The organism is Actinopolyspora mortivallis (genome assembly GCF_003001495.1).
Taxonomy (GTDB): domain Bacteria; phylum Actinomycetota; class Actinomycetes; order Mycobacteriales; family Pseudonocardiaceae; genus Actinopolyspora; species Actinopolyspora mortivallis_A.
Genome location: NZ_PVSR01000004.1, coordinates 76530 through 98101, shown reverse-complemented (window position 1 = coordinate 98101; position 21572 = coordinate 76530). Strand labels below are relative to the sequence as shown.

General features: G+C 69.3%; 17 protein-coding genes and 2 riboswitches. Of the genes, 8 read left to right on the top strand and 9 right to left on the bottom strand.

Annotated features, from left to right (window positions below):
- Window positions 1-3 precede the first annotated feature (3 nt).
- Both CEP50_RS05400 and CEP50_RS05395 read right to left on the bottom strand, forming a co-directional pair.
- Entirely contained in the window at window positions 4-960 is a 957-nt protein-coding gene (locus tag CEP50_RS05400) for an ABC transporter substrate-binding protein (protein WP_106112914.1), read from the bottom strand.
- A gap of 343 nt (window positions 961-1303) precedes the next feature.
- On the bottom strand, window positions 1304-3598 hold the full coding sequence (locus CEP50_RS05395) for a HelD family protein (protein WP_106112811.1): 2295 nt from the start codon (window positions 3596-3598) through the stop codon (window positions 1304-1306).
- A 221-nt stretch (window positions 3599-3819) separates the two neighbouring features.
- On the opposite strand from CEP50_RS05395, the gene CEP50_RS05390 reads away from it, so the two are divergent.
- Window positions 3820-4596 (top strand): FadR/GntR family transcriptional regulator, encoded by a 777-nt coding sequence (locus CEP50_RS05390; protein WP_181188234.1) that lies wholly within the window; start codon window positions 3820-3822, stop codon window positions 4594-4596.
- Window positions 4597-4647: 51 nt separating this feature from the next.
- Here CEP50_RS05390 and CEP50_RS05385 read toward each other — a convergent pair whose 3' ends face one another.
- Together CEP50_RS05385 and CEP50_RS05380 are read right to left on the bottom strand one after the other, a co-directional pair.
- The gene (locus CEP50_RS05385; protein WP_258174861.1) at window positions 4648-7020 is read right to left on the bottom strand and encodes a LuxR C-terminal-related transcriptional regulator; all 2373 of its coding nucleotides are present in this window, start codon (window positions 7018-7020) and stop codon (window positions 4648-4650) included.
- Window positions 7017-7427 carry a hypothetical protein gene (locus CEP50_RS05380; protein ID WP_106112808.1) on the bottom strand — a complete coding sequence of 137 codons (411 nt, stop codon included), beginning with the start codon at window positions 7425-7427 and terminating at the stop codon, window positions 7017-7019. The genes CEP50_RS05385 and CEP50_RS05380 overlap by 4 nt, the downstream gene beginning before the upstream one ends.
- A gap of 76 nt (window positions 7428-7503) precedes the next feature.
- Here CEP50_RS05380 and pyk point away from each other — a divergent pair, with 76 nt between their 5' ends.
- Entirely contained in the window at window positions 7504-8925 is a 1422-nt protein-coding gene (pyk, locus tag CEP50_RS05375; RefSeq protein WP_106112807.1) for a pyruvate kinase, read from the top strand.
- 110 nt (window positions 8926-9035) lie between these two features.
- The gene (tesB, locus tag CEP50_RS05370) at window positions 9036-9980 is read left to right on the top strand and encodes an acyl-CoA thioesterase II (RefSeq protein ID WP_181188223.1); all 945 of its coding nucleotides are present in this window, start codon (window positions 9036-9038) and stop codon (window positions 9978-9980) included.
- A 186-nt stretch (window positions 9981-10166) separates the two neighbouring features.
- On the opposite strand, the gene CEP50_RS05365 is transcribed toward tesB, so the two are convergent.
- Window positions 10167-10667, bottom strand: a complete 501-nt coding sequence (locus CEP50_RS05365; RefSeq protein WP_106112806.1) for an Lrp/AsnC family transcriptional regulator — start codon at window positions 10665-10667, stop codon at window positions 10167-10169.
- Window positions 10668-10766: 99 nt separating this feature from the next.
- On the opposite strand from CEP50_RS05365, the gene CEP50_RS05360 reads away from it, so the two are divergent.
- The 3 genes from CEP50_RS05360 (at window position 10767) to CEP50_RS05350 (ending at window position 13948) form a co-directional block, all read left to right on the top strand.
- Window positions 10767-11378: a LysE family translocator gene (locus CEP50_RS05360; RefSeq protein ID WP_106112805.1), complete on the top strand. Its 612-nt coding sequence runs from the start codon at window positions 10767-10769 to the stop codon at window positions 11376-11378.
- Between the two features lie 153 nt (window positions 11379-11531).
- Window positions 11532-13130: a D-alanyl-D-alanine carboxypeptidase/D-alanyl-D-alanine endopeptidase gene (gene dacB / locus CEP50_RS05355; RefSeq protein ID WP_258174859.1), complete on the top strand. Its 1599-nt coding sequence runs from the start codon at window positions 11532-11534 to the stop codon at window positions 13128-13130.
- A gap of 107 nt (window positions 13131-13237) precedes the next feature.
- Entirely contained in the window at window positions 13238-13948 is a 711-nt protein-coding gene (locus CEP50_RS05350; protein WP_106112803.1) for a DedA family protein, read from the top strand.
- Between the two features lie 123 nt (window positions 13949-14071).
- Here the strand turns inward: CEP50_RS05350 and bioB are convergent, their stop codons facing one another.
- The 4 genes from bioB to CEP50_RS05330 form a co-directional block, all read right to left on the bottom strand.
- Complete coding sequence (gene bioB / locus CEP50_RS05345) at window positions 14072-15133, bottom strand: biotin synthase BioB (RefSeq protein WP_106112912.1); 1062 nt, start codon at window positions 15131-15133, stop codon at window positions 14072-14074.
- 157 nt (window positions 15134-15290) lie between these two features.
- Window positions 15291-16571, bottom strand: coding sequence for a serine hydroxymethyltransferase (gene glyA / locus CEP50_RS05340; protein WP_106112802.1), 1281 nt, complete (start codon window positions 16569-16571; stop codon window positions 15291-15293).
- A 51-nt stretch (window positions 16572-16622) separates the two neighbouring features.
- Complete coding sequence (gene gcvT, locus CEP50_RS05335) at window positions 16623-17726, bottom strand: glycine cleavage system aminomethyltransferase GcvT (RefSeq protein WP_106112801.1); 1104 nt, start codon at window positions 17724-17726, stop codon at window positions 16623-16625.
- Window positions 17727-17760: 34 nt separating this feature from the next.
- Window positions 17761-17855: riboswitch (glycine riboswitch) on the bottom strand.
- Window positions 17856-17994: riboswitch (glycine riboswitch) on the bottom strand.
- A gap of 131 nt (window positions 17995-18125) precedes the next feature.
- Entirely contained in the window at window positions 18126-18758 is a 633-nt protein-coding gene (locus CEP50_RS05330) for a TetR/AcrR family transcriptional regulator (RefSeq protein WP_106112800.1), read from the bottom strand.
- A 350-nt stretch (window positions 18759-19108) separates the two neighbouring features.
- Between CEP50_RS05330 and CEP50_RS05325 the strand changes: the two genes are divergently transcribed.
- Together CEP50_RS05325 and fabG are read left to right on the top strand one after the other, a co-directional pair.
- Complete coding sequence (locus CEP50_RS05325; protein WP_106112799.1) at window positions 19109-20722, top strand: long-chain-fatty-acid--CoA ligase; 1614 nt, start codon at window positions 19109-19111, stop codon at window positions 20720-20722.
- Between the two features lie 2 nt (window positions 20723-20724).
- A complete protein-coding gene (gene fabG / locus CEP50_RS05320; RefSeq protein ID WP_106112911.1) occupies window positions 20725-21492 on the top strand; it encodes a 3-oxoacyl-ACP reductase FabG in 768 nt (255 codons plus the stop codon).
- Window positions 21493-21572 lie beyond the last annotated feature (80 nt).

Here is a 21572-nt window from a genome sequence, read left to right as displayed (position 1 = left end):
GAGTCAGTCTTCCCGCGCGGAGCGGATCGCCTCACTGACGTCGCGCGCGAACTCCACCACACGCGGCCCCCAACGGCTGGCGGTGTCGTCGTCCAGCTCGTGGACCCGTCCCTGGCGCACCGCCGTCAGGCTGTCCCAGCCGGGCCGTTCGGCGACCTTGTCCGCGGTCACCCCCGCCTCGGTGTCGGCGAGGAAGATCATGTCCGGGTCGGCCCGCAGGATCTCCTCCTCGGAGAGCTTGGGGAACTTCCTCTCGGCCGAGTCGGCGATGCTGTCGGTCAGTCCGAACTTCTCGTAGACGCTGCCGACGAAACTCCTCGAAGAGGCCGCGTAATGGTTCGGTCCCACCTCGTGGTAGTAGGTCGTGCCCTCCTCCGGCCGGGGCGTCTTCCGGGCCAGCTCATCCAGCTCGGAACGCATCCGCTCCACGGTGTCGTCGGCGCCCTCGCCGTGGCCGGTGGCCTTGCCCAGCGTCCTGATCTGTTCGTAGGCGTCCCGGAGGTTCTCGGCGGAGGGGGTGAGCAGGACGGGGACGTCGACCTCCCGGAGTTCGGCGGCCAGTGAGTCCGCACCGCCCGCCTGGGCGATCACCAGATCCGGGTCGTACTCGGAGACGGCGCCCGCGTTGACGTCCAACGCCGAGAAGTCCTCGCGCGGGGCGCGCGGCGGGTGGTCCGAGTTCTCGTCCACGGCCACCACCTGGTCACCGGCTCCGATGGCGTAGAGCACCTCGGTGGCCGTGGGACTGAGCGAGACGATCCGCTTGGGCTGTTCCGGAAGGGTGACCGGATCCTGCCCGGACAGCTCGATCCGTACGGGAAAAGCAGCGGCCGGGTCGTCGGTGGAGGGGGGCTGTTGGCCGGAGGGGGACCGGCTCGCGCACGACGTGACTGGAACGAGCAGCGCGAACACGGCCAGCAGCAGGGCCGCACCGCGGCGAAGTCCGATCGTCCGACTCATGGTGTCCTCGGGTTCGGCCGGTGCGGCGCGGAGCCCGCCGCACGATCGGCCGACCCCGCACTCCTGCACCGGGAGTGTGCGGTCTTCGACGTCGTACGAGGCGACCTGGCTTGGCCCGGCGGGACGCGCCCGCCGCCGCGGGCGCCGCCGGACTTCACAGTTGCGGAGACAGCACCGGAGTCGCACCGGATTTCGCTCGCACGACACCTCCTGGACTGCCCGGAACCGGGCAGCAGGCATCTGAACAGCGAAGATACCACTCGCTGTGGTCGGAACGCGCCGCAGCCCCGGAGGTGCGCCGTGTCCCCGGGCGACCACCCTCAGGAACGGCACGGCAGCGCTCTCAGAGTTCGAGCCCGCCCAACGGCTCGGGCAGATCACCGGTGTGCACCACGGCGAGTCTGGTGGTGCTCCTGGTCAGCGCCACGTAGACGTCGTTGATGCCGCGCTGTGACTCCTCCAGGAAGCCGGCCGGATCGACCACGACGACGCTGTCGAACTCGAGTCCCTTCGCCTGCTCCACCGTCAGCACCGTCACGGGGGTCTCCAACCCCTCCGGCTGGGGGCCCACCGTCGCCTGGGGGATCCGTTCCCGGACCGAGGAGCCGACCTCGGAGAGCCTGCCGGGGGGCAGGAGCACGGCCACCCTGCCGCCGTCGACCGCCTCCAGCTCGTCGGCGGCGGTCTCGGCGGCGCCTGTGGCCAGTTCCTCCTCGGAGACCCGGACTCCGTACGGCGGAACTCCCGTACTGCGGACCGAGGTGGGTACCGAGACGTCCACGTCCATCTCGGACAGCAGGGGCGCGGCCAGGGCCATGATCTCGGACGGGGTCCGGTAGTTGATCGTCAGTTCCTCCAGACGCCAGCGCCGTGCCACGTACGGGGAGAGCACCTCGTGCCACGAGGCGGTTCCCGCCGCGGACCCGGTCTGGGCGATGTCACCGACGACGGTCATGGACCGGCTCGGGCAGCGGCGCATCAGCACCCGCCAGGCCATGGCCGACAGCTCCTGGGCCTCGTCGACGATCACGTGTCCGAAGGTCCAGGTGCGGTCACCGGCGGCCCGCTCGGCGGCCGTCAGGTCGCTGTCCGTGCGGTGGCGCTGGGCCAGCAGGTCGGCGTCGAGCACGTCGGAGACCCGCAGCCGCTCCGGGTCGATGATCTCCTCGTCCTGTTCCATGATGTGCAGCACGCCCTCGGCGTAGGCGAGTTCCTCGCGTTCCTGCCGAAGCTGTTCCTGGCGCTGCTCCGTGTCGTCCTCGCCCAGCAGCTCGGCGAGTTCGTCGAGCAGCGGCGCGTCCGAGGGAGTCCAGGCCGCTCCGGGTTCGCGCAGCAGGGTCGCGCGCTGCTGTTCGTCGAAGTACTTGCGTGCCGCCTTGCGCAGCATCTCCGGGGAGGAGAGCAGCGAGTCCAGGACCGTGGGCGGATCGGTCTCCGGCCACAGCCTCTCCAGGGCCGCGCACACCTCCTGGTCGGCGCGCAGCTCGGAGGTTATGTCGTCGAGGTCGCGCTGGTCCAGCAGGTCCCGCCCGAAGCGGTCGGCGACCTGGAGTGCCAGCGCCGAGAACATCTCGCGCCGGAAGATCTTGCGCGCCTCGTTGTGCGGTTTGCGCGACTTGCGTGCCTTGGTGCGCGCCTGGCTGCAGGTGCTCTTGTCGATGGAGAGCGGTTCCCGGTCGAAGGTCACCTCGATGTGGTCACGGGGAACCTGTTGCAGGTCCCGTACCGCCTTGTGCAGCACCGAGACCATCTCGGCCCGTCCCTTGAGCTCGGCCGCCTCGGCGGACTCCGAGCCGGTGGCCACCACCCCCGGATACAGCTCGCCGACGGTGGACAGCAGCACCCCGGTCTCCCCGAGGGAGGGCAACACCTGTCCGATGTAGCGCAGGAAGGTCGCGTTCGGACCGACCACGAGTACGCCGCGTTTGGTCAGCTGCTGCCGGTAGGTGTAGAGCAGGTAGGCCGCCCGGTGCAGCGCCACGGCCGTCTTGCCGGTTCCTGGTCCGCCCTGGACCACCAGCACACCGTTCATGCCGCTGCGGATGATCCGGTCCTGCTCCGCCTGAATGGTGGCGACGATGTCGCCCATCCTTCCGGTGCGGCGTTCGTCCAGCGCCGCCAGCAGCGTGGCCTCCCCGGCCAGGCCGAGGTGACTGCTCTGCTCGGCCGAGTCCAGGTCGAGGACCTCGTCCTCCAGCCCCGTGACCGTGCGACGCGTGGTGCGGATGTGCCTGCGACGTACGACCCCGTCCCTGGAGGCGGCCGTGGCGAGGTAGAACGGGCGGGCGGCCGGGGCGCGCCAGTCGATGAGCAGCGGCGTGTACTCGTTCTCCTCGTCGAACAGGCCGAGCCTGCCGATGTGGAAACGTTCCCCGCTGTCCAGGTCGAGCCTGCCGAAGCACAGCCCGTTCTCCACCGCGCTCAACTGGGACAGCTTGTCGATGTGCATCCTGGTGGAAATATCGCGTTCGGTGCGCGCCTGGGGGGTTCCCCCGGTCTCCCGGAGGGTCTCGGCGAGACGCCTGCTGTTGTACCGACGCAGTTCGTCGAGCTTGTCGTAGAGCATCGAGACGTACTGTTGCTCGGCAGCGACGCTGTCGGTGTGGTCAAGTTCCCGATCGGCTCGGGTGTCGGACACGACTCCACCTCGTGCGGTCAAGAGCGTTGGGACAGGACGGCTACGCCAAGTGCGGGGCGGCGGTTTCAGGGCCAACACCGCGATCCCGCCGACAGGGCCGACCGACGAGTATACCTCCGGATCGGCTGTGCTCCGCCGCGCAGTGATCCGTTCCGCCGGCGGTGACGCGTCGTCCGGCCGCCACGGGTGGAGTGACTATTCTGGGCGTCCGGAATATGCACGTGCCGTGCGACCGACATCTTCCGTTCGGGTCCGGTCCGGGCGGGAGGAGCGCGGCGGCGAACGGAGCCAGCTTGAGCGGAGGACTGCACGGAAAGATCGTCGACGTTCTGGGGCGGGAGATCAGTGCCGGTGTCCATCCACCCGGCAGTGTGCTGCGCGTCGAGGATCTTGAGCAGCGTTTCGGTATCTCGCGCAGCGTGGTGCGCGAAGTGGTGCGCACGCTCGCCTCGATCCGACTGGTGGTGGGGCGTCAACGGATCGGCATCGTGGTCCGCCCGCGCGCCGAGTGGAACACCTTCGACCCGGCGCTGATCCGGTGGCTGCTGGAGGTGGACCGGACCAACCAGGTCCGAACCCTGGTGGAGTTGCGCACCGCGGTGGAACCGGTGGCGGCGGGAGCGGCGGCACACCGTGCCGAGGCCGGTCAGGTCGAGGAACTCACCCGACTGGCGGGGCGGATGCGCGAGCTCGCCGTGGAGGGGGATCTGGAGGGGTTCCTGGAGGCCGACGTGGCCTTCCACTCCCTGGTGCTGAGCGCCTCCGGCAACGAGATGTTCGCCCAGCTGCACGAGGTGGTCCGGGAGGTGCTGCGCTGGAGGACCGAGCAGGGGCTGATGCCCGCCCACCCGGAACCGATGGCCGTCGACCTGCACGGTGAGATCGCACGGTGCATCGGTGAGGGGAACAGCGCACGGGCGGAGGAGGCCGCCAGGGAACTGGTCGCCGAGTCGCTGCACGGGACACTGGCGCTGCTGGAGTCCTCCCCCGAGGCGTAGCGCGCCGCGGGGACGTCCTGCCCCGGGACGGAGGGTGAGGTCGCGGCGGGCTCAGGACTGTTCGGACTGCTGTCCGGCGACCCACCCGGCGATCTGGGCCCGTGAGGTGAAGTCGAGTTTCGTGAGAATGTGCTGGACGTGGCCCTCCACGGTTCTCAGGGCTATGACCAGCAGGTCGGCTATCTCCTTGTTCGTGCGTCCCTGGGCGACCAGCCGGGCGATCTCGTGCTCCCGGTTGGTCAACGGCATCGGGTGGACGTTGTCCCTGTTCGATCCGCGGCCGCGTTGTTTGATGTCCAGCGCGTAGTTCAGCGCGGTCTCGGAGGACCACCGGTAGCCGCGGTCGAAGGCGTCGTTGTAGTCCTCGTCGCCGAGTTCCCGTTTCGTGGCGAGCAGGTGGTCGCGGTGCTGCCCGGCGAAGGCGGTGTAGAGGTTCGGGGTGGAGCCGGCGGACTCCCAGGCCCCGCCGGCCGCGCCGAACAGGTAGGCGGCGCGTTTGTGGTTGCCGAGGTCGTGGGCGGCCCAGGCCATGGTGTCCATGGTGAAGGCGATGGCCAGCAGGTTGCCCAGGCGACGTTGCAGGGTGAGTGCCTCCTTGAGCGCGGAGTCGGCCCGTTCCGGTTCCCCGGACAGGATCTTGAGGTAACCCAGTGCCCACAGCGTCCAGGAGCGCCAGTAGAGCTCACCGCGCCCCGTGGTGATCGCCAGGGCCTCGTCGAGCAGGTCGGTTCCCGCGCGTCCGTGCCCGCCGAGGGCCCGGGCCAGCCCCAGGCCGATCAGGGCGAACAGCTCGCCCTGGGGATCCCGGTGGTTCCGGAAGACGTTCAGCGCGTTCTCCAGCAGGCGGGGTGCGGACTCCGTGTCGCGGTCGAACAACGCCGCCATGCCGTAGACCTGGGTGAGATGGGCACGTTCCAGCGGGGCGTGCTCGTTGCCGAGCGTGGTCAGGGCGGTGTCGAGGGAACGTCGTGCCCCGGAGACGTCCCCGTGCAGCAGAGTGAACCACGCGCTCATCGCCAGCGCCAGCGCCCGGTGGCCCCGGGCGTGTTCCGTGGCGGTCAGCGCCAACGTCCGGTCGAGCCAGTGCCTGGCCTCCGCGTGCAGCCCGCGCAGCTGCCAGTAGCGCCCCAGCCCCATGGCCAACCGGAGCGCGCCCTCCGGCTCCGCGTTCACCCGGTCGGGGGCGCTGGCCAGGTGCAGCGCGGCACGCAGGTTCGCCTGCTCCGCCCGGAGCCGCCGCACCCACCCGACCTGGTCGTCGCCGAGCCACTCGGCGGAGAAGCGTTCCACCATGCTCGCGTACCACCGGTGGTGTCGGATTTCGGTCTCCGCCCGTTCTCCGGCCGCGCTGAGCTTCTCCAGTCCGTACTCGCGCAGCGCGTGTGACAGTCGGTAGCGGCTGGGACCCTCTCCCGACTCGCGCAGCAGGATCGACTTGTCCACCAGGGAGTGGATCAGCGTGGCGGTGTTGCCCTGCGTCGCCTCCCCGAGCACGTACTCGGCTGCCTCCAGGTCGAAGCTGCCCGCGAACACCGAAAGACGGGCCCAAGCCCTGCGGTCCTGTTCGGTGCACAGCTCGTAACTCCAGTCGATCAGGGCTCGCAGGGACTGTTGGCGTCGGGGCGCGCCGCGGCGCCCGGCGCTGAGCAGTTCGTAACGCTCGTGGAGTCGTTCCTCCAGCTGTTCGGGGGACAGACTGCGAAGCCGGACGACGGCGAGTTCGATGGCCAGCGGGTTGCCGTCCAGCCGTTGGCACAGTCGCATCAGCACCGGGGCGTTGTCCGGAGTCACCTCGAACTCCGGAACCACGGCACGGGCGCGTTCGGCGAACAGCCGGACGGAGGCGTACTGCTCGTAGGCCTCCGGGGCGGGCAGCTGTTCCGGGTCCGGCCCCTGCAACGGGGGGACGACCAGGGTGCTCTCGCCCGCCGTGCCGAGGGACTGCCTGCTGGTGGCCAGCACCCGCACGCCGGGGCAGGAACTGACCAGGGTGTCCACCAGACGGGCACAGGCCTCGACGAGGTGTTCACAGTTGTCCAGCACCAGCAGGGTTTCCCGTTCCCGGAAGTAGCCGACGAGGTCGTCGAGTTCGGTGCCTCCGGAGGACTCGGGGATGTTCAGCTGGTCCACCACCGTGGCCGCGAGCAGGTCCGGGTCGTCGAGATCCCCCAGTTCCACCAGCCAGACCTTGTCGCGGAAGGACCTGCGCATGTTCGTGGCCACGCGCAGCGCGAGTCGACTCTTGCCGATACCTCCCGGGCCGGTGAGGGTCACGATCCGGGAGTCGGCCAGCAGGCGCTTGGTGAGCGTGATCTCGCGCCGTCTGCCGACGAAGCTCGTGACCTCCGCCGGGAGATTGCCTCCGGCGGTACGCGAGCGAGCCCGTGCGGTGGAGTCCACGCAGCCGAGAATAACGCGACTCATCCGCGAAAACCGTGGATCTCGCTCGCTTCGTGAGGCGTTGACCTGCGACGAAGATCGCTCCTTCTGCGGTGTTCGCCCGTTGGTGGGAGCATGTGCGCGAGCAGCACACCGACGAGGTCCATCGCGACGTCCGCGGGGTCGCAGTGGCGGTTCACCGGCAGGGCGGCCTGCACCAGCTCGGACAACGGGGCGTAGGCGACCAGCGCCGGAACCAGCACGGGACCGGGCAGACCGGCCAGTCGTCCGGTGGTGGTCAGCGCGAGGAAGAGCGTGAGGTGGACCAGCTTGTCCGTTCCCGGCGGCGCCGTCGGAACTCCGCTCGAAGGAGTGAAAAGTATCACCATGCTGACCAGGCAGCACACGACGAAGAGCGTGCGGTGCAGGCGACTACTGAAAGGATCCAGCACTGTGGCCTCTCGGGACGTGGACAACGCCGACGGTGGCGTACTGCGCGCGCGATAGTACGGATTAGGCTGTGACACCGTGAGTCGACGAGCCAAGATCGTTTGTACTATGGGGCCAGCAACCGCCACCCCGGAGAAGGTGAGTGCGCTCGTCAGCTCCGGGATGAACGTCGCTCGGCTGAATTTCAGTCACGGTAGCCACGAGGACCACCGCCAGGTTTACGACATGGTCCGGACCGCGGCGGCGGAGTCCGGCCGTGCGGTGGGGATTCTCGCCGACCTGCAGGGGCCGAAGATCAGGCTGGGGACCTTCGCCGAGGGCGAGGTCGAGTGGAGCACCGGTGAGACGGTGCGTATCACGGTGGAGGACGTGACGGGAACTCACGACCGCGTCTCCACCACCTACGAGGGGTTGATCGGCGACGCCAGGGTGGGCGACCGGATTCTCGTCGACGACGGGAAGGTCGGGCTGACCGTCACCGCCGTGGAGGAGACCGACGTGGTCTGCGAGGTCGTCGAGGGCGGCCCCGTGTCCGACCACAAGGGGCTCTCGCTTCCGGGGATGGACGTCTCCGTGCCGGCCATGTCCTCCAAGGACGTCGAGGACCTGGAGTTCGCGCTGGAGCTGGGCGTGGACTTCGTGGCGCTGTCCTTCGTGCGGACTCCGGCCGACATCGACATCGTGCACCAGGTCATGGACCGGGTCGGGCGTCGGGCTCCGGTGATCGCCAAGCTGGAGAAGCCCGAGGCGGTGGACAACCTCGAAGCCATCGTGCTCGCCTTCGACGGGGTGATGGTGGCCCGTGGGGACCTCGGGGTGGAGCTTCCGCTGGAACACGTGCCACTGGTGCAGAAGCGCGCGATCAACATCGCCAGGGAGAACGCCAAACCGGTGATCGTGGCCACCCAGATGCTCGACTCCATGATCGGGAACCCCCGCCCCACCCGGGCGGAGGCCTCCGACGTGGCCAACGCGGTGCTGGACGGCACGGACGCGGTGATGCTCTCCGGCGAGACCAGCATCGGGGACTACCCGGTGGAAACCGTGGAGACGATGGCGCGCATCGTCGAGGCGGTGGAGGCGGGTTCCTCGGAACCCCCGGAGCTCAGCCACGTGCCGCGCACCAAGCGCGGCGTGATCTCCTACGCGGCCCGGGACATCGGGGAACGTCTCAGCGCCAAGGCCCTGGTGGCGTTCACCCAGTCCGGGGACACCGTGCGTCGGCTGGCCCGGCTGCACACCAAGTTGCCCCTGTTCGCCTTCACTCCCGAGGAGTCCGTGCGGAGTCAGCTCGCTCTCACTTGGGGGACGGAGACGTTCCTGGTGCCTAGTGTGGAGACCACCGACCAGATGGTGCGCCAGGTCGACCAGGCGATGCTGTCACTGGGACGTTCGGAGACCGGTGACACCGTGGTCATCGTCGCGGGGTCCCCACCCGGAACGGTGGGCTCGACGAACCTGGTCCGGGTGCACCGTCTCGGTGAGGAGGACCACGTCTGACCCTCTCCGGAGCGTCACGGAACCGGAGTGCCGCGGTGCACGGCGCACCGTGCTCCGGCACTCCGTGCCCCGTGGGAGGACCCACCGATCGCCGACACGAGGAGCCCGAAGTGACCCGAGCGGCACGGGACGCGGCCGCGGACCCGGCAGGTACCAGCGGCCAGGCGTCCGTTCCGGTCGACGCCAGCGGCATGCCGCACGGACAGCCCGTGCTGGACAGGTTGGTCGCGTTACTGGATCTCGAACCCATCGAGGAGAACATCTTCCGGGGCGTCAGCCCCGCCGAATCCCCCGTGCGGGTGTTCGGCGGGCAGGTGGCGGGCCAGGCACTCGTCGCGGCCGGCAGAACCGTTCCGGACGACCGCAGGGTGCACTCGCTGCACGCCTACTTCCTGCGCCCCGGCGACCCGAGCGTTCCGATCGTCTACGAGGTGGACCGCACCAGGGACGGCCGTTCCTTCACCACCCGGCGCGTGGTCGCGGTGCAGCACGGAAAACCCATATTCTCGCTGTCGGCCTCCTTCCAGATCGAGGAACGGGGCATGGACCACTCCGAGCCCATGCCCGAGGTTCCCGCCCCCGAGAGCCTGCCCACCTACGGGGAGCGCATCGGGAACATGGCCGACGAGGTGGGCGGGCTGGCGAACCTGCCCCGCCCCATCGACATACGACACGTCACCGAACCCCCGTGGTCGAGCAGGAAGGACGGCCCACGGGACGCGCGCAGCCGGGTCTGGATGCGGGCCGACGGGGAGCTGCCCGACGACGAACTGCTGCACGTCTGTCTGCTCGCCTACGCCTCGGACCTGACCCTGTTGGACTCGGTCCTCGTGCGGCACGGGGTGTACTGGGGGATCGACCGGGTTCACGGGGCCAGCCTCGACCACGCCATGTGGTTCCATCGTCGTTTCCGCGCCGACGAGTGGTTCCTGTACGACTGCAGTTCCCCCAGCGCCTCGGGGGCCCGTGGTCTGGCCACCGGGAACTTCTTCTCCAGGGACGGTTCGTTGATCGCCACCGTCGTGCAGGAGGGCCTGCTGCGGGTGGACGACTGAATTTCGTTCGGCACGTTCCGGGGTGGGGCGCGTGACCTGTCACGAGGACGGGCAACCGGACGAACATGGTTCGGGGCAAGGTGGTTCTCGCCGTGTTCCCGACCTGTTCTCCCGATGTGTTCTCGCCCCTCCCGGAACGACTCCGCTCCCTTGCTCCCGCCCCGTTGCCCCGCGTGCCCGGAACGGTCATCCGCGCCTGCGTGCGGGCCGGGGGGCGCGCGGCGGAGTCAACGCACGGGTGTGGACCTGTTCGAGTACCACCGAGGTGGTGAAGTGGCGTACCTCGGTCCGGGCGGACAGCTTGTCCACCAGGAAACTCTGCAGGTGGGCGCTGTCGGCCACCGCGACGTGCAGCAGGAAGTCCGCCTGACCGCTGACGTGCAGCAACGACCGCGTTTCGGGTTGGGCCATCACGAACTCCCGGAAGGAGTCCACCACGGCCCGGGTGTGCGGCCGTACGTTGATGGACACCACGGCCTCCAGGGTCAGTCCCGTGGCGGCCGGGTCCACGTCGATGTGTGATCCGGTGATCACCCCCTGTTCCCGCAGTCTGCGCACTCGTTGCAGACAGCTCGAAGCCGCCAGGCCCACCCGTTCGGCCAGGGTCCTGTTGGGCAGTGTCGCGTCGTTCTGCAACTCTTCGAGAATCCGCCAGTCCACCGAATCCAGTTCTGTGTTAGCACTCATGACCGAACAATATACGTTGTAACTGGATTCAAGTCGAACTTATGCCCCAATATTGCGATGTCCGTCGAAGATCGAACGATCCGATGTGGAGGAGTTGGCGTGCACATCGCCTGGGGTTCGTTCCTGCTCGCTCTGCTGGTGCTCATCCTGGTTCCGGGGCCCGACTTCGTGCTGGTCACGAGAAACGCCGCCAGTGGGGCGCGATGGGGGTGGTTCGCCGCTGCCGGGGTGACCTGCGGGCTGCTCGTGCACGCGAGCGCGGCCACGGCCGGGCTCTCCGCGCTCGTGATGGCGGTGCCCGGCGCGTTGATCGTGGTCAAGGTGCTGGGGGTGGGCTACCTGGCCTTCATGGGAGTGCAGATCCTTCGTCACGCGGGAGCGGGAACGGCTGGGGAGGAGTCCGCACCCGCCCCGACCTCGCGGCGTGCCGTGTTCTTCCGTGGCGTGCTCGTCGACGTGCTCAACCCGAAGGTGCTGCTGACCTTCCTCACCCTGCTTCCACAGGCGATGGACCCCGCCGGGGACCCCATGCCGCAGGCGATGATGCTCAGCGCGGTGGCGGTCTCCCTGTTCGCCACGTGGTGGCTGATCGTGGTGCCCTCGGTCGGCTGGCTGTCGGCCTTCCTGGCCGCCCCCAGGCGCAAGCAGGCCTTCGAACGCTGCTGCGGCGGCGCCCTGCTGGTGATGGCGGGCTCGATCGCGCTGGCCTGAGCGGAGCTCCCGACGAACACCCGCCACGGCCTGGGCCGCGACGGGTGCCCCGTGGGACGGCTGGGACCACCCCGAAGGAGCAACCGCGTTGACCACGGACGCGCGCTGTGCTTCCTTGATCCGGTACGAAAAGTGTCCGACCGTGTCGGTTTCGTGACCGGAGTCTCGGAGGCGGAGAGCGTGCGACGCGCGGTGGCTTTGCTGATCGGGTTCCTCGTGATGGTGCCGTTGACCACCGGCGCCGCCGTCCGGGAGGACGATCCGCACGAGCTGCGAACCGACCTGGACGGGATCCTGGAGGACCCCCGCCTGGACGGAGCCACGGTGGGCGTGGTGGTCCGGGACCCCGAAACGGGCCGGACGCTGTACGCCAAGCACCCGCACCGGCGCATGACCCCGGCCTCCACCGCCAAGCTGCTCACCTCGGTGGCGGCGCTGCGCGTCCTCGGAACCGGGTTCCGCTTCCACACGCGGGTGCTGGCCACCGGCGAACGCCGTGGTCCCGTCCTGGCCGGGGACCTGTACCTGCGCGGCACCGGTGATCCGAGCATGCTCGCCCGCGACTACCGACGTCTGGCCGAGCGGGTCGCCGAAGCGGGCGTCGAGGTGGTCGCCGGTGACCTGCTCGCCGACGACACCCGCTTCGACGACCCCGAACTGGCCAACGGGTGGATGGCGGTGGACGAGCCCTACCACTACGCGGCCCCGGTGTCGGCACTGACCGTGGCCCCCGACACCGACTACGACGCCGGGTCCGTGATGGTGCGGGTCCGTCCGGCGGCCCCCGGACAACCGGTACACGTGAGCACCGTTCCCGAGACGGGGGCGATCCGGATCGTGAACCGGGCGCGGACCACCACCGGGGACACCTCCGGGGTCTCCGTGCACCGGGAGCACGGAAGCAGCAGGGTGGTCGTCTCCGGCGGGATGTCCTCGACGGCCCCGCCACGTCGTTTCTTCCGCAGCGTGCCCGACCCCACCCGCTACGCGCTGGACGTGTTCCGCCGTGCACTGGAGCGTCACGGTGTGGCCGTCCGGGGGAGTGCGGAGACCGCCCGCGTTCCCGGGCACGCGCGCACCCTGGCCGAACACCGGTCCATGCCGCTGGGTCGCCTGCTGGTGCCGTTCCTGAAACTGAGCAACAACGGCCACGCGGAGACACTGGTCAAGACGATGGGCGAGCGGGTCGCCGGGGAGGGGAGCTGGCGGGCCGGTCTTCGGGTTCTCCGACGGGAACTGGCGGAGCTGGGGCTCGACCCGCGAGGCTACCGGCTGGTCGACGGGTCGGGCCTTTCCACGCTGAACACGGTGAGTCCGGGACAGCTCGCGCGGTTGCTCGACGCCGTGCGCGGGGAGCCGTGGTTCGACCGCTGGCGCTCCGCCCTGCCCGTGGCGGGGATCTCCGAACGGATGGTCGGGGGAACCCTGCGTGGGCGGATGGTGGGAACCCCCGCCGAGGGGAACGTGACGGCGAAGACCGGTTCGATGACGGGGGTGAGCGCCCTCTCCGGGTACGTGCACACCAGGACGGGACGTGAACTGGTCTTCTCCGTGGTGTTCAACGACTTCCTCGGGAGCCCGCCCCGGGACGTGCAGGACGCTCTGGCGGTGCGACTGGCCACGTACGGAAGCCCCCCGGGACAGCGACGACCGGACGAGGTTTCCGTGAGCGGCGGTGGCCCCGAGGGGGTGGCGCGCGGGGAGGACACCTTCGACTCCCCGGTCGAGTGTTCCTGGGTGAAGAGCTGCTGAAACCGGTGGCACGGGCCCCGGGACGTCCGGAACTCGGGGAACTCCGGATTGGTGTGATCGCCCTCGCACGATAGCGTGGGCGGAAGTCGCCGGTCCGAGGAGTGTGTGTGTCTGTTGTCAGTGATCTGCTCGCCGCCGTCGCCGGACTGCCCCGGCCAGTTCTCGTGCTGGTGGTCGGTGCTTTGGTGCTGGGCGAGTGCACGCTGGGCATCGGATTTTTCGTTCCCGGTGAGAGCGGTCTGCTGATCGCCTCGGCCGCCGTCACCGACGTCGGGTTCTTCCTGACCCTGTCGTCGTGCGTGGCCGTGTTCGCCGCCCTGGGGGACAACATCGGCTTCTTCCTCGGACGGCGTTACGGCTGGCGGATGCGGGAGAGCGCGGCCGTGCGCAAACTGGGCCAGCGCCACTGGGACCGTGCCGGGGCGCAACTGCGGCGCTACGGGGTGGGGGCCGTGTTCGTGGCGCGGTTTCTGCCGGTGGTACGCACCCTGACTCCCACGGCCGCCGGTGCCTGTGGTCTCGGCTACGGACGTTTCCTGCTCGCCTCCCTGCTGGGAGCCTCTTCCTGGTCCGTGCTGCACGTGACACTCGGCTGGGTGGCCGGGGCCTCCGCCAAGTACATCGAACACATACTCGGTGGAGCGGGCTGGACCGCCCTGGGAGTGCTGCTGCTCTGCGGTGGGGGCGTCTGGTTGTGGCGGCGCCGTTCCGGCGGGCGGGTACGCCCCGCCGCCGAGGAGGACCCCGGAACCGGGGAGGAGCCACGGGAGCCCGTCGGCGGGGCGGACCGGTGGACCTGGACCGACCGGGCAGCCTGAGCCTGCCGGTCGGTCCGGTTCCCCGTGTTCGGACGGCCCGGGGCACCACGGGCGGTGGTTTCTCCGGGGCCGGGAGGGCCCCGCCCGACGGGCGTTCCCCCACGGCTCCCACGGGACCTCCGCTCAGACGTTGGGGGCGAGGTCGGTACCCACGCCGCGCCTGCGGACGGTCACCAGGTCGTGGCGTTCCGGCGGCAGCGTGGTCTCCTCGGTGCCCTCCACGACGAAGCCGGCGTCGGTGATCAGCTGACGGTCCTGGTCACCCGTCTGCCCCTCGCTGGTCAGATAGTCCCCGAGGAAGATCGAGTTCGCCAGGTGCAGCGCCAGCGCCTGCACGTTCCGCAGATGGATCTCCCTGCCCCCGGCGAGACGGACCTCCACGTCGGGGAAGAAGAACCGGTACAGCGCCAGGATGCGCAGACAGCGTTGCGGTGTCAGCCCCCACTGCCCCTCCAGGGGGGTTCCCTCCATGGGGATCAGGAAGTTGATCGGCACGGAGTCCGGATCGAGCTCCAGCAGTTCGAAGGCCAGGCTGATCACGTCCTCGTCGGTCTCTCCCATGCCGAAGATGGCTCCGGAACAGGGGGACAGCCCGGCGGAGGTGGCCTCGCGCACCGTGCTCACGCGGTCGGTGAAGGTGTGGGTGGAGCAGATGTCGCCGTAGCGGCGTTCGTTCGTGTTCAGGTTGTGGCTGTAGGCGTGGACACCCGCTCCGCGCAACTGCTGCGCCTGCCCCTCGGAGAGCAGGCCGAGACAGGCGCAGATCTCCACCTCGGGCTGCTTGGCCCGGATGGCCTCGATGGTGTCGCTGATCCTGGTGATGTCGCGCTGTCCCGGGCCGCGCCCGCTGGCCACCAGGCAGATGCGTTTGGCCCCGGCCGTGGCCGCGGCGTCGGCGGCCGTGGCCGCCTCCTCGGGAGGGACCCACGAGTACTTGAGGATGTCCGAGTCGGCCCCGAGGCGCTGTGCGCAGTAGGTGCAGTCCTCCGGACACAGCCCGCTCTTCATGTTGATGATCGTGTTGAGCTTGACCCGGTTGCCGAAGAAGTGCCTGCGCACACGTGCGGCCGCGGCCACGACGTCGAGAACGTCGAACTCCGTGCCGAGCACCCGGGCGGCTTCCTCGCGGGTGGGGGGCCGGCGGTCGAGAGCCTTGGTGACCAGTTCGTCCAGCGGATTCGTCATGCTGACGACGGTCGCCGACCGCCGGCCGAACAACAAGATCGCGGAACCTACAAGATCGGACCCCGTGTTTTGTCGGATCCGGTTTCCGACGGGACCAGCCGACCACGGAAAAAGTGCCGCACCCCCGCGGGGGTGCGGCACGACAGCGGTCACGTCCTCACAGGTTGGGGTAGAGCGGGTGCTTGGCCGCCAGCGCCTCCACCCGGGAACGCAGTTTCTTGCTGACCTCGTCGTCGAAGTCGGACTGCAGGGCGGTGGCGATGATCTCGGCGATCTCGGTGAAGTCCTCGGCGCCGAAGCCTCGGGTGGCCAGTGCCGAGGTTCCGATGCGCAGACCCGAGGTCACCATCGGCGGACGCGGGTCGTTCGGCACCGCGTTGCGGTTGAGCGTGACTCCGATCTCGTGCATCCGGTCCTCGGCCTGCTGGCCGTTCAGCTCGGAGTCCCGAAGGTCCACCAGCACGAGGTGGACGTCGGTGCCGCCGGAGACGATCTTCACGCCGGCCGCGGCCATGTCGGGCTGCTGCAGGCGCTCGGCGACGATCCGGGCGCCTTCGAGGGTGCGCCGTTGCCGGTCGGCGAACTCCTCACCCGCGGCCATCTTGAAGGCCACCGCCTTGCCCGCGATGACGTGTTCCAGCGGTCCACCCTGCTGACCGGGGAAGACGGCCGAGTTGAACTTCTTGCCGAGCTCCTCCTGGGAGGACAGGATCACACCGGCGCGGGGACCGCCCAGGGTCTTGTGCGTGGTGGTGGTCACCACGTGGGCATGCGGAACCGGGTTGGGGTGGAGTCCCGCGGCCACGAGACCGGCGAAGTGGGCCATGTCCACCATGAGGTAGGCCCCGACCTCGTCGGCGATCTCCCGGAAACGCTTGAAGTCGAGCTGACGCGGGTAGGCGGACCAGCCCGCGACGATCAGCTGCGGCCTGTTCTCCCGGGCGAGCCGAGCGACCTCGTCCATGTCGACGAGGTGGTTGTCCTCACGGACGTGGTAGGGCACCACGTTGTAGAGCTTGCCCGAGAAGTTCAACCGCATCCCGTGCGTGAGGTGTCCCCCGTTGGCCAGGTCCAGCCCCATGATGGTGTCGCCGGGCTTGAGCAGGGCGAACATGGCGGCCGCGTTCGCCTGGGCGCCGGAGTGCGGCTGCACGTTGGCGTAGGCAGCGCCGAAGAGTTCCTTGACCCGGTCGATGGCCAGCTGCTCGACGACGTCGACGTGCTCGCAACCGCCGTAGTAGCGCTTGCCCGGATAGCCCTCGGCGTACTTGTTGGTCAGTACCGAGCCCTGGGCCTCCAGCACCGCCTGCGGTGCGAAGTTCTCCGAGGCGATCATTTCCAGCGTGTTCTGCTGGCGGCGCAACTCGGCGTTGACCGCGTTGGCCACATCGGGATCGACCGATGCGAGCCGGTCGTTGAACAGATCGCCTGACGGCATGATCAATTACCTCCGTGTTCGTGGTTACCGGTGGACTCGGGTCGGCCGCGTTCAGCGGTTGCGGTTGTAGAAGGGAAGGTCGACGACCTCGGCCGCCGCGGCCTTACCGCGAATGTCCACCTGCAGCTCGGTACCCGGCTCGGCGTTGGCCCTGTCCACATAGGCCATCGCGATCGGGTGTCCCAGCGTGGGTGAGGGAGCACCGCTGGTCACGACGCCGACCTCGGTGCCGTCGTTGTCCAGCACCCGGTAGCCGTGTCGTGGTGCGCGGCGTCCCGTCCCGCGCAGCCCCACCAGAGTCCTCCGCGGTGGTTGTTCGGCGACGGCGGCGAGCGCCGCGCGGCCCACGAAGTCCGCGGACTTGTCCAGCCGAACCACACGCCCCAGGTTCGCGTGGAACGGAGTCAGGTCCGTCGAGAGCTCGTGGCCGTGCAGCGGCATGCCCGCTTCCAGTCGCAGTGTGTCCCGGCACGCCAGGCCCGCGGGTTGCAGCCCGTGCGGTGCGCCCGACTCGCTGAGCGCGTTCCAAACCGTAGCGGCGTCGGCGGTCGATGTGAACAGCTCGAAACCGTCTTCGCCGGTATAGCCGGTCCGGGCGAGTAAAATGTCACAGTCGGCGACCTTGCTCGGATAGCCCGCGAAGTACCGCACCTGGGTGAGGTCGGTGTCGGTCAACGGGGCGAGGATCTCCGGGGCGGCCGGGCCCTGGACGGCGATCAGGGCGTACTCCGAGGAGAGGTCGGTGTAGTCGACGCGGAAGGAACGGGTCCGTTCGGTGAGTTCGGCGGAGACCGTCGCCGCGTTCGCCGCGTTGGCGACCACGAGGAACTCGTCCTCCGCGGTGCGGTACACGATGAGATCGTCCAGGACCCCACCGGCTTCGTCGCAGATCATCGTGTAGCGGGCACGTCCGACCCTGATGCCGGAGGCGTTGGCCACCAGCGCGTAGTCCAGTGCCTCGGCGGCCTGTGGTCCGCTGAGCCTGAGTTCGCCCATGTGGGTGAGGTCGAACAGGCCCGCCGTGTTGCGGACGGCGTTGTGTTCCGCGGTGTCGCCGGAGTAGCGTAGCGGCATCTCCCAGCCCGCGAACTCGGTGAACGTCGCGCCCAGTCGCTGGTGGACCTCGTGCAGCGGGGTCTGGCGGGGTGACGACATGGTGTGCAACTCCTCTGGTAGGCGCCCTTCTCGGCGTCTCCCCGGAGTCATTGGCCTGAGAGTTTCACCGCGTGGCGGCTTGCACCGTGGGCGAGGGGCACCGGACCCCTGCTTTCCTCCGTGATCGCCTGGTGCCATGCGGTGATGGGGCCTGAGAGTTTGTGGGGAGTGTTTGCTCCTTCGGCGCTCCGCGTGCACGTCGGAACCCTTGCCGTGGCCGGGCGGCGTTGCCGCGAGCCGCTTGCGGAGTCTCTCCCGCATGACGTCATCGGCGCACTGTTCGGTTATGGACAGGACGCTACGGAGCCCCCGCTGTCGAGTCAAGCACTCCGCAGCGTGATCCTCACGATCCGGGGACGGTTTTCCGCGTGGCGGGACCGGGAGGCCGGCGGTCGGTGTTCAGTCCTCTCCCGTCAGTTCGGCGTGGCGTCGGCGCAGCCCCTCGACGAAGGCCTCCAGGGCGAGTTCGAAGCTGGCGTGGTCGATCTCCGTGGCGTGCCGGGGCAGCAGGTGGGCGTGTTCCAGGTTGGGGAAGCGTTCCTCGTAGACCTCGGCCTCGGCGGGGAACCCGGCCGCGAAGGAGCCCATGGCCGAGCCGAGCACCAGGTACTTGACCGAGGCGCCGATCATGGTCGCGTAACGCGGGGGCCACCCCGCGCTGATCAGCCCTCCGTGGACCGCGTCGGCGCGGCGCAGGGCGTTCTCCCTGCGCGCGGGACCCGAGGCGAGGAAGGGGACCAGGTTGGGGTGGGCCGCCAGCGCGGCCCGGTAGGAACGGGCCCACACCGTCAGCCCGGTGACCCAGTCGCTGTCGAATCCGGAGACGTCCACCTCCGACATCACCGAGTTGGCGATGTCCTGCAGCAGCTCGTCCTTGTTCGGCACGTAGTTGTACAGCGAGGCGGCGCGCACTCCCAGTCGTTCGGCCAGTTTCCGCATGGAGAGGGCTTCCAGTCCGGACTCGTCGATGATCTCCACGGCGTGTTCGCGGATGCGTTCCATCGACAGCAGGGGGGTGCTGGGTCGGGGCACGTCGTGACCTCCGGGGCCTCGGTCGTGGTCTCGGCGGCTCGCTCGGGGCGGGCGGCCTCGGTGCGTGCCGGGCCGGTGGTCGCGCTGTGGCCGCGTGCGGTGGGGCGCGAGCCCGGGATCAATGTGGCATACCGGCGTCGTCGTGGTGCGGCGGGTGGTGGTGCGCACGGTGTTCCGGTTGTTCGCTCGTCACGTGGGCGGGCGAGCGGGGTTCGGGCGTGGCTCTGGTCAAAACGGGAGCGTGGTTGTAGGGTCACCAAAACTAACAACGTTAGTTAACTGGTGAGGCTGTCAGCCGCGGCGGTGCGTGCCGCACGCGGCAGCGGCTCCTGTCCGAGAGGAGATCGCTGATGAACGAGACCGCCCCCGGCGCGAACCTCCCGCCGGGTTCCGGAGCGGAGACGATCCGGGCCACCCTCTCGTCGGCCTCGTTGCTCGCCGAGCCGGCGACCCGTTTCCCCGACAGAACCGCGGTCGTGGAGGGGGAGCACCAGGTCACCTACGGGCAGTTGTGGCGTCAGGCGCGCGAGCACGCTTCGGCGTTGCGGGTGCTGGGAGTCTCCGCCGGAGACCGGGTGGCCCTGGTGGCCCCCAACGTCCTCGCGTTCGTGCGGGTCTACTACGCGGTACAGACCCTGGGTGCGGTGGTCGTGCCGGTGCCGTTGCTGTTGCGTCCGGAGGAGGCGGCGCACCTGGTCTCCGACTCGGGGGCGAAGCTGGTCGTCGGCCACACCGACCGGCTCGACCTCGCACGGGGGTGCTCCCGGCTGACCGGGACACCACTGGCGATCGTCGGCCCCCGCGACGACCACCCCGAGCCCGCTCTGGACGACCGGGCGGAGCCCGTGGGCAGCTTCGTCGCCCGGTCCCCGGAGGACCCCGCCGTGATCTTCTACACCAGCGGGACCACGGGAAAGCCCAAGGGCGCCGTGCTCACGCAGCTCAACATGGTCATGAACGCCACGGTCAACGCCTTCGACGCCAACGACACCGGACCGGGGGACCGGGTGCTCGGTTGTCTGCCCCTGTTCCACGTCTTCGGGCAGACCGTCTCGATGAACACGACCTTCCGCGCCGGGGCGAGCCTGGTGCTGCAACCGGCTTTCGAACCGAGCCGGGCGCTGGAGCTGATCCGCGAGCACGGGATCACCCAGTTCCACGGGGTGCCCACCATGTACTCCCGACTGCTGGAGGCCGCGGAACCGGGGCTGGAGCTGCCCACCCTGCGGCTGTGCGTTTCCGGGGGAGCGGCGCTGCCGGTGCGGGTGCTCGAACGTTTCGAGGAACGTTTCGACACCCGGGTGCTGGAGGGCTACGGGCTCTCGGAGACCTCTCCGAGCGCGACGGTGAACCAGCCCGCGCTGGGCACCCGAGCCGGCACGGTGGGGCATCCGCTCTGGGGAACGGAGGTGGGGATCGCCGATCCCGAGGCCGAGGGGATCGAGTTGCTCCCCGACGGGCAGGCCGGCGAGGTGGTGGTACGCGGGCACAACGTGTTCGCCGGTTACCTGAACGATCCGGAGGCCACCGAGGCCGTGTTGGTCGACGGATGGTTCCGCACCGGAGACATCGGGCGCAGGGACGAGGATGGCTTCCTGTCCATCGTCGACAGGAAGAAGGACCTGATCATCCGCAACGGGTACAACGTCTACCCGCGTGAGGTGGAGGAGGTCCTGCTGGACCACCCCGCCGTGGAACAGGTCGCCGTCATCGGCCTGCCGGACGAACAACGCGGCGAAGAGGTCTGTGCAGTGGTGGTTCCTGCCGATAGTGTGGATACCGACCAGTCGGTCAAGGACGGGATCATCGACTGGTCCGCGCGGCGGTTGGCGGCGCACAAGTACCCGCGCCGGGTGAGCTTCGTGACCGAGCTTCCGTTGGGACCCAGTCACAAGGTCCTGAAACGCGAGCTCCGCGCCCGTCTCGTCGCGCGACAGGACACAACCGAGGACGCTCAGGAGTGAACATGAACCAGGAACTGACCGGGCGGGTTGCCGTGGTGACGGGCGCGGCCCGGGGAATCGGAGCCGCCATCGCCGAGACCCTGGCCTCGGCGGGCGCCTCCGTGGCCGCTGTGGACCTCGAGGAGTCCTCCTGCGCCGACACCGTGGAACGGATCAGCTCCTCCGGGGGCCGCGCCCTGGCGGTGGGGGCCGACGTGACCGACTCCGAGTCGGTGGCGAGCGCGTTCACCCGGGTCTCCGAGGAACTCGGAACGATCGGGGTCCTCGTGAACAACGCCGGGGTGACCAAGGACAACATGCTGTTCAAGATGTCCGAGCAGGACTGGGACACCGTGATGGGGGTGCACCTGCGCGGTGCCTTCCTGTGCAGCAGGGAGGCCCAGAAGCAGATGGTCCCCGAACGGTGGGGCAGGATCGTCAACCTCTCCAGCGTCTCCGCGCTCGGCAACCGCGGCCAGGCCAACTACTCGACCGCCAAGGCCGGTATCCAGGGGTTCACGCGCACGCTGGCCATCGAGCTCGGCCCGTTCGGGATCACCGTCAACGCGATAGCCCCCGGCTTCATCGTCTCCGACATGACGGCGGCGACGGCCCAGCGGCTCGGCATGGACTTCGAGGACCTCAAGGAGGCCGCGGCGGGCGAGACCCCCGTCCGTCGGGTGGGACAGCCGCAGGACATCGCCAACACCGTGGCCTTCCTGGCCGGTGAGAGCTCCTCCTTCGTCACGGGGCAGACCCTCTACGTCGACGGCGGTCGCAAGCTCGGCTGACCGTTCGGCGGGGCGCGGTGCACCGGTCCGCCGGTGCACCACACACCCTCCCCTTTTGTCGATTCTTCCCAGGAAAGGAA